This window comes from Calidithermus terrae (assembly GCF_003574345.1).
In the GTDB taxonomy this organism is placed as follows: domain Bacteria; phylum Deinococcota; class Deinococci; order Deinococcales; family Thermaceae; genus Calidithermus; species Calidithermus chliarophilus.
In genome coordinates this window covers 1-10,287 of record NZ_QXDL01000145.1, presented here as the reverse complement: position 1 = coordinate 10,287, position 10,287 = coordinate 1, and the positions used below count along the sequence as shown (strand labels likewise).

Genomic DNA, 10,287 nt, shown 5'->3' with positions numbered 1-10,287 from the left:
GAGGAGCAGGAGCAGGGTGAGCAGGGCGGGGGGATGTGAACGCGACATAAACCTTTTCAAACCCTTTCTAGGATAAGGGCAAGGGGGAGCCTGAGCGGTGCGGTTCAGCCGGGGTGGGGCAGGTGGGGTCTGGAGAGAGGTGCATCGACCAGAATCCTCTGGCGCTGGTAGGTGACGGCGGTGAAGAAATAGAGGCCTCCTTTGGTGTGCGGGCGGCGACACTCAGGCATGGTGGGCTCCAGGGGACGGTGTGGTGGTGCGCGGGGCGCACCCTACAACTCTTCTGAGGGTAGAGGAAGCTTGTTCAAGCAGTTTTCGATCAAGTTTGTTTGCGTCCATAACACCCACTCTGACTCTATCTAATGACTTCTTGACTGTGCACGAGATCAGCTAGCAAGCAATGATCTGTGATAATAGTTCCTCCACTGATTTGAGTATGGATCTTACCTTAATCGCGCTTTCTTCGGCTGATGCAATTCCTTCGATTTCCAATGCGTTTTGTATCTCTAATTCATTAATGCAATCCATCAAGGTTGCCTTTGTTTGTTGGTCAATTTCTTCTGTGAGTTGGAGACATAAGAACTCCAAGTTATTATATAGTACCCCTAGAGACATGTTCCCACGCTGGAATTCATCTATGTACAGGTGCATACGATTAATCTGTCGCTTGTCGAACTCGCCAAGTTTACCCATGTGACTACCTTGTGATTACAGTGATGATTTTTGAGGTTGTCGAACTTACGATTACGGAGATGCCGTTTTTAGCATCGTAAAACTCCCAAGTCCCTTCCCTTGCTGGTCTCACTATACCGTAAGCAACTGCTTCTTCAACGACAGATGGTGTGATACCTCTTCTTTGCATCTGGTCGAGGGCATGACCCGAGTAGTCAATTCCATTAATAGTTGCAGGGGAATTAGTGCCGCGAGGTATTTCGATTGGGAAGCCTCTCTTCCCATGAGGTGCTGACGCTGGAGGGTTACCCGTAGAACGACTTGGGACAGTAGGCCAATGCTCTTTAGTCAGCAAGCGAAACTTGTCAAAAGTGTCCGCGGATTTCAGTACCTTTGCAATCCTCCCAAAAGGCACGACTCCCAAAACCCGATCGGTCGTGCCGAGCTGTTGACCGCTGAACAGGTCGGTTCCCGTAATGGCCCCGTAGATGCCCGTGATGGTGCTGACTAACGGAATGAATCCCGCCGCGAACGCCGCTGCGCCCCCCACGTGCTGGTTCGCCCGTCGCTGGTACTCGGGGACGGTGTGGTGGTGCGCGGAGCGCACCCTACAACTCTTCTACGAGCTATTTTGTCCCTCTTAGCGTCCCACATGTGTCTGACCGGGTATAAGGAGACGTTTATTCCTAAAAAACAATCAACTTGCCATCAGGGTATTCTCCCTCCCACCCGCATGGGAAATGACCCTCGAGATACCAATTGCCGAGAGGAACGTAGAAATTAGTTTTCAGGAATTCCCCGTACTGAGCCTCTAGTAATATACCCAGGACATCCCAGCGTACAACGTGCACAAATTTGACGGGCAACTTGTGGACTTCTACTACTACCCTCGTCTTTGAGCCAACAAGATCATTGACAATAGGCCGTAACTCTCCCACCACCTCATTCCAGTGCCGACTCACTTCAGGAGATTGCTGACGAACCTCAGAGTATATAACATCATTTGCATTCAAGCGCAAGTTTTCCCAGCTAGTTTTGGAGCAGTGGTAGACCGCCTCAACCCATGAGTCGCAAAAGATGAGCCGAGTTTGCCAGTTCTCGGGCAAGGCAGGCTTGTTTCCTACCGCCGTAAACCAATCCACTTCCCTCAACTGCTCAATGGTGTCTTTCGTTGCCAGTGTTAGTAGAGACACTTTGGAGCCTCATCTCGACTGGTTTATCCTACCAAGTATTCTGGGAACAAGCCCATCACTAAGTTGCGAATGGTACTGGAACTGCTGTGCGACTGCTGCGCCCACAGCCATTCTTGCCTCCTCCTCGGGTACACCGGCGGCCCACGGTGAACGATACAACGCTTTGTTATACTGGTTCAGTAAGAGTAGGGGGCGCTCGCGCACCAACAACTGCAACCATAGGAGCGCACCCTACAACTCTTCTACTAGAAAACAATCAACTTACCTTCAGGATACAAACCTTCCCAGCCACACGGAAAAAATCCTTCGAGATACCAGTTGCATAAAGGGACATAGAATGCAGGCTCTACAATATCCGAGTATTCTGCCTCGAGAAGAAGATGAGTCAAATCCCACCTGACAGCTTTTACAAAGCTTGGAGGAAGATTCTCTGTGGAAGCTACACCTGTAATACGCTGATCCATCAACTCTTTGACAAGTGGTCGAATCTCTGCGGCAACCACATTCCATTGTCCGAAGCGAGATGGCGACAAAGAAGACAGCCTTGAACGTACATTGTTAGCCGCCTCGATCTTAACGTTTTCCCACGAAGGCGACGAGCAACTCTTGATTGCCTCCTTCCACGAGAAACATCTAGTCATTTTCTCTTGCAAGTTACTTGGAACAGTAATTGGCTTACCTACGTTTTCAAACCAGCGAACCTCCCATAGCTGACCAATTGTATCTATGGCTGGTGTACTTAGCATAGACGGTTCACCTTGACTGATTTACTCTACCAGGGATTCGTGGAACCAAGCCTTCTTTGAGTTGCGATCTAAACTGGATTTGTTGTTCTATAGCCGCATACACAGCTAACCTTGCTTCGTCGGAAGGAACACCAGCAGCACGCAGTGATCGGTACAGAGCACGATTGTACTGCTCGAGCGTCGGGGTCGAACCAACTAGATTTCCCGTTCGATACTGCTCCCAGAACTTCTCCATCTGCTGGTGTGCCTTGTAGTGCTCGCTTCCGATGTCCGTGAAGGCGTTGCCAAACATCGGGATGGCAGCCCCTTGGTTGTAGGGGATTATGGGGAATGCCGCACCTTGGTTCAAGGGGAATGGCCCCTCCAAACTCCACATTCAATTGTCGTCCCAGCCTATTTTCAAAGGCTCTCTGCCACGTGATGTTTTGGTCATACATAGCTTTTGGGTTAATGACGGTTATAGGTATTGAGTCCAGCCCTGCCTGACGAGCAGCAAGTAGCCTGCGGTTGTCAAACGCAACCATCTGACCGTCTACTATCATGACCCGAATTGCGGAGTCTGGTCGAGTCCAATCCCATGTACCCTTCCGCATGAGTTCTGTGTACTCCTCTACGTTGCCCCGCACTGTCCTCTGGCTAAAGTGGGGGCCTCGACCGATGCTCGAGGTCCCCACTACAGAGCCTAGCTTGTCCAATGCCTTAAGTTTGCGGCCAGGTGTCATCTTCTAAGTATTTGGCGAATGCCTTGACCACTTCGTCTATGTCAAGTGATTCACCGCGCCGCTGCCGTGTCTGCAAGTACGTGAACAGTTCCCGTGACTCAATGGTGGAAACAAAGCCCTTTGATTCGAGCTCGGCCCAAAAGGCTTCCTCTTCTGCCTTCGACATCTCGTCCGTGTCAATCACGAGGGTGGCTGATTCCCGAGAAACGGGATTCTGAGCGTCCATCTTCACCCAAATCCAGCCGTTGACGTTCCAATCGAGCCGCTCGACCATCTGTTCAAACGGTAGCTCACCCAGAAGAATTATCTCTCATACCCCCAAGATTGAACTACTTGCAGCCACCTCCCCACTCTTACAACCGCCGAAACCAGGTGGGTGGTAGAGACCGTGCCGTGGTTCGCGGAGTGATCGCCGTGGTGTACCAGTTGCATCACTCCCTTCTTGCCGTGCGCCTGGTCACTCAGGGCATGATGCCAGGTGACCTCGACCGGGACCGGCTCCCCGGCCGCGTCGGGCGCGTCCTGCCCGGGTTCCTCCTCCGGCTCCGGGCGCGGGGCCGCGGCCTCCGGGGACCCGTACGCCGTCAGGTACCCCAGCGCGAGGGGGGGCGGGGGTCGGAGGGGCCGGCCTCCGGGTAGGGGTCGACCTCCGGCCCAAGCTTGATGCCGAGCCTGGGCGAGAACAGCCCGTCCTCGCGGGCCTCCAGGCCGGGGTCCTCGCGCCGCAGCCAGGCCACGACCTCGTGGGCGGGCCGCCCGATCGGGGCGTAGCCGAGCACCTCGACCCGGTGGGGCTCGCGCACGAACACCCCCGCGCAGGCCCCATCCGGCGCGTACTCGACCTCGAGGTCGCAGAAGTCGTCCAGGCAGCTCCCGTCCGGGTAGTCGTAGGTTCTGAACGGCTCGCCCAGAAGCTGGCGGACCTCCGGCCGGGTCATGCCGAAGCGCACCGGGCCGACGCTGACGTAGGGGACCACGGTTAGATTAAGACTCTCAGGCATCAGTTTCCACCTTCCTACGGGAGCAGGGTCGAAGTAGCCCCTGCGGATGCCGTACGCAGTGGAATTCTATAATTCCTCGCGGCATGAAACCCCGGCGCAGCCGCGCCTTCTCCGCCTCGCTCAGCAAGGTCCCTCCCCTGCCCCCCTAGCGCAGGCGCACCCGGTTTAAGAGCAGGGCGTTAAAGGTCACCGAGAGGGTCGAGAGGCTCATGGCCAGCGCGGCGAATTCCGGCTTGAGCAGGATGCCCAGGCTGGGGTAGAGCGCGCCCGCCGCGACGGGGATGGCGAGCACGTTGTAGACGGCCGCCCAGAAGAGGTTCTGCTTGATCTTGCCGCGCACCTTGCGGGCGAGGACGATGCCGCGGGCGACGTCGGCGGGGTCGTTCTTCACCAGCACCACGCCGGCGGCCTCCACGGCCACGTCGGTGCCGGCCCCGACGGCGACGCCCACCTCGGCCTCGGCCAGGGCGGGCGCGTCGTTCACGCCGTCCCCGACCATCGCCACCTTGCGTCCCTGGGCCTGGAGTTCCCTCACCCTGGTCGCCTTGTCCTCGGGCAAGACCTCGGCGATCACCGTGTCCATGCCGAGCCGGCGGGCCACGGCCTCGGCGGTGCGGCGGTTGTCGCCGGTGAGCATCGCGGTCCGGATGCCCATCCGGTGCAGCGCCTGCACCGCTCTGCGGGCGGACTCGCGGACCACGTCGGCCACCGCGACCACCCCTGCGGGCTGGCCGTCCACCGCCACGTACACGGCGGTCTTGCCCTCCGCGGCCAGCCGGGACGCCCGCTCTTCCAGCCCGCCCACCTTCACGCCTTCCCGGTCCATGAGCCTCCGGTTGCCGATGAGCACCCTGCGCCCCTCGACCCGGGCCGCCACCCCGTGCCCGGGGACGGAGTCGAACCCCTCCGGCTGGTCCAGGGCCAGGCCCTTCTCGCGGGCCGCCCGCACGATGGCCTCGGCCAGGGGGTGCTGCGAGGGCCGGTCGGCGGAGGCGGCGAGGGCGAGCAGCCCTTCGGGGGTGAAGGGGGCGGCGGGCTCGAGGTCGGTCACCGCGGGCTTGCCCTCGGTGAGGGTGCCGGTCTTGTCGAAGACCACGGTGTCCACGCCCGCCGTGGCCTCCAGCGCGGCGGCGCTCTTGAAGAGCACGCCCTCGCGGGCGGCCTTCCCCACCCCCACCGTGATCGCGGTCGGCGTCGCCAGGGCCAGCGCGTCGGGGCAGGCGATCACGACGGTCGAGACCGCCGCGGTGAGGGCGAAGGCCAGCCCCTGCGCCCCCAGGAAGTACCAGAAGAGGAAGGTCAGCACGCCCGAGCCCAGCGCGACGAGCACCAGGTACTTCCCGGCCAGGTCGGCCAGGCGCTGCGCCGGGGCCTTGGAGGCCTGCGCGTTCTGCACCATCTGCACGATGCGGGCGAGCGCCGTGTCGGCCCCCACCGCCGTGGCCTCGAAGGTGAAGGCCCCGGTCTGGTTGACGGTCCCCCCGACCACCTTCGCGCCCGGGGCCTTGGCGGCGGGGATCGGCTCGCCGGTGACCATGCTCTCGTCCACGTAGCTCTGCCCCGAGATCACCACCCCGTCCACCGGCACCCGGTCGCCGGGCCTGACCACGACCTCGTCGCCCACCGCCACCTGCTCGAGCGCCACCTCCACCTCCTGCCCGCCCCGCCGGACCCGGGCCGTCGCGGGGGCCAGCCTCAAGAGGGCCTCCACCGCCCGCCCGGTGGCGTAGCGCGAGCGCATCTCCATCCAGTGCCCCGCCAGGCTGAAGGTGGCGAGCATCGCGGCCGCCTCGTAGAACACCTCGCCCTCGAAGAGGAAGGTGGCCCCCAGCGAGTAGGCGTAGGACACCAGGATGCCCGTGGCGATGAGGGTCATCATGTTGGCCTCGCCGCGCCGCAGGGCCCGCCAGGCCGCGCTGATGAAGGGCCAGCCGCCCCACCACACCACCGGGGTCGCCAGCAGGAAGCCCCACAGCCCCATCGAGAGGCCGAAGGGCGGCACGCCGGGGAGGCCCAGCGCCCCGCCGACGGGCGAGAAGCCCACGACGGGCAGGGTCAGCAGCAGCGACGCCAGGAAGCGGCGCAGCAGGTCCTGGACCATCGCCGCCCCGTGGCCGGCGTGCCCGTCGTGACCGGCGTGCCCTGCCGCCCGGTGCGCGGCGTGGCTCGGCGCGGCTGGCGCCTGAGCACCGCCAGGGCGGCCGGGATGCCCCGTCACCGCACGGCCTGCTGGGGCGGCCTTGTCGGCCTCACCCACCGCCGGGTGGCCGGGCTGGCAGCCGGACCCCTCACACGCCCTCCCCTCGACGGCGTAGCCGTCCCGCTCGAGCCTGCGCCGCAAGGCCTCGGCGCTGGTGCGCCCGGGGTCGTAGCGCAGGTGGGCCACGCAGCGCGTGCGGTCGAGGTGCGCCGCGCCGACCCCCGGCAGCCTGGCGAGGTACTCCTCCAGGCCCGCCTGCTCGCTGGCGTCGTAGCAATCCCTGAGGGCGACCTCGAGGACCGGCCCCGGCCCGTCGGGAGCGGGGTGGGCATCGTGCGTCTCCATGAGCGTTCCTCCTAGGGCCGTGTTAAGGCACTTAAAGCCGGCAGATCCCGCGCGAACAGCCCCAGGCCGGAGAGGAGTGGCTCCTCGCGAAGCGGCCCCGAAGGCCGTGCCCGACACCCACGCCTACGCCGGTGCCGCTGAGGGCCGGGGCGTCCCCCTGACGCCCCCGTCCCCGCGCAGCGGGGGCCGGAAGCCGCGCAGGCGCAGGGCGTTGGAGAGGACGAAGACCGAGGAGAGGCCCATGGCCGCGCCCGCCAGCACCGGCGAGAGCAGCCAGCCGCCCAGGGGGTAGAGCACGCCCGCGGCCACCGGGATCAGCACGACGTTGTAGGCGAAGGCCCAGAAGAGGTTGAGCCGGATGTTCTTGAGGGTGGCCCTCGAGAGGGCGACGGCGTTGGGCACCCCGCGCAGGTCGCCCGACATCAGGATCACGTCGGCGGTCTCGATGGCGACGTCGGTGCCGGTGCCGATGGCGAGGCCCACGTCGGCCTGGGCCAACGCCGGGGCGTCGTTGATGCCGTCGCCCACGAAGGCGACGCGGTAGCCCTTGCCCTGCAGCTCCTTCACCGCGCCGGCCTTGCCCTCGGGCAGCACCTCGGCCAGCACCTCGTCGATGCCGAGCTGCCGGGCGATGGAGCGGGCGGTGCGCCGGTGGTCGCCGGTGATCATCGCCACCTTGAAGCCCTGGCGGTGCAGAAGGGCGATGGCCTCGGGGGTCCCCTCCTTGACGGGGTCGGAGACCGCGACGACGGCGGCGAGCTTGCCGTTGACGGCGGCGTAGAGGGGGGTCTTGCCCTCGTCGGCCAGCCGGGCGGCCTCGGCGCCCAGGGCCGACACGTCGAGCCCCAGCCGCGCCATGTAGCGGTCGGCGCCCACGTCCACGCGGTAGATGCCCACCTGCCCGCTCACCCCGAGGCCGGGGAGGGCCTCGAAGCCCTGGGGCTCGAGCAGCTCCAGCCCCCGCGCCTGCGCCTCCTTCACGACGGCCCGGGCGATGGGGTGCTCGGACTTCTGCTCCAGGGAGGCCACCAGGCGCAGCACCTCGGCCTCGTCGAAGCCCGCGCGCACCCGCAGGTCGGTGAGCTCGGGCTTGCCCTTGGTGAGGGTGCCGGTCTTGTCGAGGGCGATCACCCGGGCCTCCTGCAGGGTCTGCAAGGCCTCGCCCTTGCGGAAGAGCACGCCCATCTCGGCGGCCTTGCCGGTGCCCACCATGACGCTGGTGGGGGTCGCCAGGCCCATCGCGCAGGGGCAGGCGATGATCAGCACCGCCACCGTGTTGACCAGCGCGAAGGTCAGGGCGCTCTCCCCGCCGAAGAGCAGCCACACCCCCGCGGTGAGCGCGGCGATGCCCAGCACGACGGGGGTGAACACCGCCACCACCCGGTCGGCGAGGTTCTGGATGGCGGGCTTGGAGCCCTGGGCCGTCTCGACGAGCTTGATGATCTGCGCCAGCACGGTGTCGGCGCCCACGGCGGTGGCCCGGAAGGTGAAGGCGCCGGTCTGGTTCACGGTCCCCCCGACCACCTTCGCGCCCGGGGCCTTGGCGGCGGGGATCGGCTCGCCGGTGACCATGCTCTCGTCCACGTAGCTCTGCCCCGAGATCACCACCCCGTCCACCGGGACCTTCTCCCCGGGGCGCACCGCGACCACGTCGCCGGGCAGGACCTCGTCGGCGGGGATCTCGCGCTCGAGCGCCCCCTCCACCACCCGCGCGGTCTTGGCCTGCAGCGACAGCAGCCGCTTCATGGCCTCGGAGGTGCGGCCCTTGGCGAGGGCCTCGAGGTACTTGCCCAAAAGGATCAGCGTGATCACCACCCCCGCCGCCTCGAAGTAGACGTGGCGGGCCTGAGGCGGGAAGATGCCGGGCAGCAGCACCACGGCCAGGCTGTAGAAGTAGGCCGCGCTGGTGCCGATCATCACCAGGCTGTTCATGTCGGGCGATCCCGAGCGCAGGCTCTTCCAGCCGTGGCGGTAGAAGCGCAGGCCGGGGCCGAACTGCACGGGGGTCGCCAGGGCCAGCATCACCCAGTTCAGCGCGGCCATGACGCCGTGCCCGAAGGTGTTCATCAGCCATTCCTCGACGGGCGGGAACAGCATGGGCAGCATGGCGACGAGCAGCAGCGGGAGGGCGAAGGCGGCCGCCACCCCCACCGCCCGGCGCAGGCCGGCGACCTCCTTGGCGCGGGCTTCGCGCTCGAGGCCGGCGCGGTCCTGGCCGGCGCTCGCCTCGAGCACGCCGTACCCGGCGTCGCGGACGGCCCGCTTGAACTGGGCCATGCCCGTGCTGGCCGGGAGGTAGCGCACCGTGGCCCGCTCGGTGGCGAGGTTGACCATCGCCTCGAGCACCCCGTCGAGCCTCTTCAGGGCGCGCTCGACCCGGTTCACGCAGGCCGCACAGGTCATGCCCGTGACGCCGAACCCGGCCTCGGCCACCACCGGGGTGTAGCCCACCTCCTCGATCTTCTCGAGCAGGGCCTGGGGTGTGGTCGCGGCGGGGTCGTAGGCGACGCGGGCGCTCTCGGTCGCCAGGTTGACCGAGGCCGCCTCGACCCCCTCGACCTTCTTGAGCCCGCGCTCGACCCGGTTCACGCAGGCCGCGCAGGTCATGCCCTGGACGCCGATCTGCAGTTCTTTGGTCACATTACCTCCGGGGCACCCCTCCTGGGGAGGGTATGGCTGAGAAAGGATGGCCCGACGGCTTCATCGGGCCAGGCGGTGCTAACGGTACTTCAGCACTTCCATCAGCTCGTCCACCAGCGCGTCGGTGTCGCCGCGCTGGGCCGCGCTGGCGACGTGGTGCTCGAGGTGGCTCTTGAGCACCGCCTCGCCCACCTTGTCCAAGGCGCCCTGCACGGCCTTGATCTGCTTGAGCACGTCCACGCAGTAGGGCTCGCCCTCGAGCATCTTGAGGATGCCCTCGACGTGCCCCTTGACCGACAGCAGCCGCCGCCGGGCGTCCTCGCGCACCTTGGGCTCGAGGTGCAGGGGGTGTTCATGGGTCAGGCTCATCGCCCCTCCTGGGCCCGCGGACCGGCTAGCGGGCGACTTGGGCACGGTAGCCCTCTTCCTGCACGGCTTCGATGAGGTTCTCCACCGGGGCCTCACCCTTGACGACGGCGCGGCCCTCGGCCAGGAACACCTCGACCGCCTCCACGCCGGGGACGCTCCTGAGTGCCTTCTCCACGGACATCTTGCAGTGCCCGCAGCTCATCCCTTCGACCTTGAGTTCGGTGGTCACGGCTCTCCTCCTATTCCACCCCACGGGGGGTGGGGTATGCGCTTAAGGTACCAACCTCAGGGCCAACCTGTCAACCGACCCCAGGGGGGTAGGGGTCTATTCCCGGCCGGCTCCGCGGCCGGGAATAGACCCCTACCCCCCTGGGGTCGGTTGACAGGTTGGCCCTGAGG

9 protein-coding genes are annotated in these 10,287 nt (G+C 64.8%); all 9 read right to left on the bottom strand.

The window, feature by feature from the left end; genetic code table 11:
• Window positions 1–104 precede the first annotated feature (104 nt).
• Window positions 105–230 (bottom strand): hypothetical protein, encoded by a 126-nt coding sequence (locus Mterra_RS23470; protein WP_275054670.1) that lies wholly within the window; start codon window positions 228–230, stop codon window positions 105–107.
• A gap of 467 nt (window positions 231–697) precedes the next feature.
• Window positions 698–1,222 (bottom strand): pre-toxin TG domain-containing protein, encoded by a 525-nt coding sequence (locus Mterra_RS23685; RefSeq protein ID WP_420836702.1) that lies wholly within the window; start codon window positions 1,220–1,222, stop codon window positions 698–700.
• 888 nt (window positions 1,223–2,110) lie between these two features.
• Window positions 2,111–2,368, bottom strand: a complete 258-nt coding sequence (locus Mterra_RS21970; protein WP_147372818.1) for a hypothetical protein — start codon at window positions 2,366–2,368, stop codon at window positions 2,111–2,113.
• A gap of 942 nt (window positions 2,369–3,310) precedes the next feature.
• Window positions 3,311–3,607 carry a hypothetical protein gene (locus tag Mterra_RS14925; protein ID WP_119315898.1) on the bottom strand — a complete coding sequence of 99 codons (297 nt, stop codon included), beginning with the start codon at window positions 3,605–3,607 and terminating at the stop codon, window positions 3,311–3,313.
• Window positions 3,608–3,917: 310 nt separating this feature from the next.
• Window positions 3,918–4,334 carry a hypothetical protein gene (locus tag Mterra_RS14920; RefSeq protein ID WP_147372816.1) on the bottom strand — a complete coding sequence of 139 codons (417 nt, stop codon included), beginning with the start codon at window positions 4,332–4,334 and terminating at the stop codon, window positions 3,918–3,920.
• A gap of 145 nt (window positions 4,335–4,479) precedes the next feature.
• Window positions 4,480–6,879, bottom strand: coding sequence for a copper-translocating P-type ATPase (locus tag Mterra_RS14915; RefSeq protein ID WP_119315896.1), 2,400 nt, complete (start codon window positions 6,877–6,879; stop codon window positions 4,480–4,482).
• Window positions 6,880–7,002: 123 nt separating this feature from the next.
• Window positions 7,003–9,519, bottom strand: a complete 2,517-nt coding sequence (locus tag Mterra_RS14910; protein ID WP_119315895.1) for a heavy metal translocating P-type ATPase — start codon at window positions 9,517–9,519, stop codon at window positions 7,003–7,005.
• A 78-nt stretch (window positions 9,520–9,597) separates the two neighbouring features.
• On the bottom strand, window positions 9,598–9,888 hold the full coding sequence (locus Mterra_RS14905) for a metal-sensitive transcriptional regulator (protein WP_119315894.1): 291 nt from the start codon (window positions 9,886–9,888) through the stop codon (window positions 9,598–9,600).
• Between the two features lie 25 nt (window positions 9,889–9,913).
• Window positions 9,914–10,117: a CopZ family metallochaperone gene (locus Mterra_RS14900; protein WP_119315893.1), complete on the bottom strand. Its 204-nt coding sequence runs from the start codon at window positions 10,115–10,117 to the stop codon at window positions 9,914–9,916.
• Between the last annotated feature and the right edge of the window lie 170 nt (window positions 10,118–10,287).

Excerpts from the sequence above, each read along its gene's own strand:
- Mterra_RS14905 (WP_119315894.1), bottom strand. The coding sequence starts at position 9,888 with ATGAGCCTGACCCATGAACACCCCCTGCACCTCGAGCCCAAGGTGCGC.
- Mterra_RS14925 (WP_119315898.1), bottom strand. The coding sequence starts at position 3,607 with ATGGTCGAGCGGCTCGATTGGAACGTCAACGGCTGGATTTGGGTGAAG.
- Mterra_RS14920 (WP_147372816.1), bottom strand. The coding sequence starts at position 4,334 with ATGCCTGAGAGTCTTAATCTAACCGTGGTCCCCTACGTCAGCGTCGGC.
- Mterra_RS23470 (WP_275054670.1), bottom strand. The coding sequence starts at position 230 with ATGCCTGAGTGTCGCCGCCCGCACACCAAAGGAGGCCTCTATTTCTTC.
- Mterra_RS14915 (WP_119315896.1), bottom strand. The coding sequence starts at position 6,879 with ATGGAGACGCACGATGCCCACCCCGCTCCCGACGGGCCGGGGCCGGTC.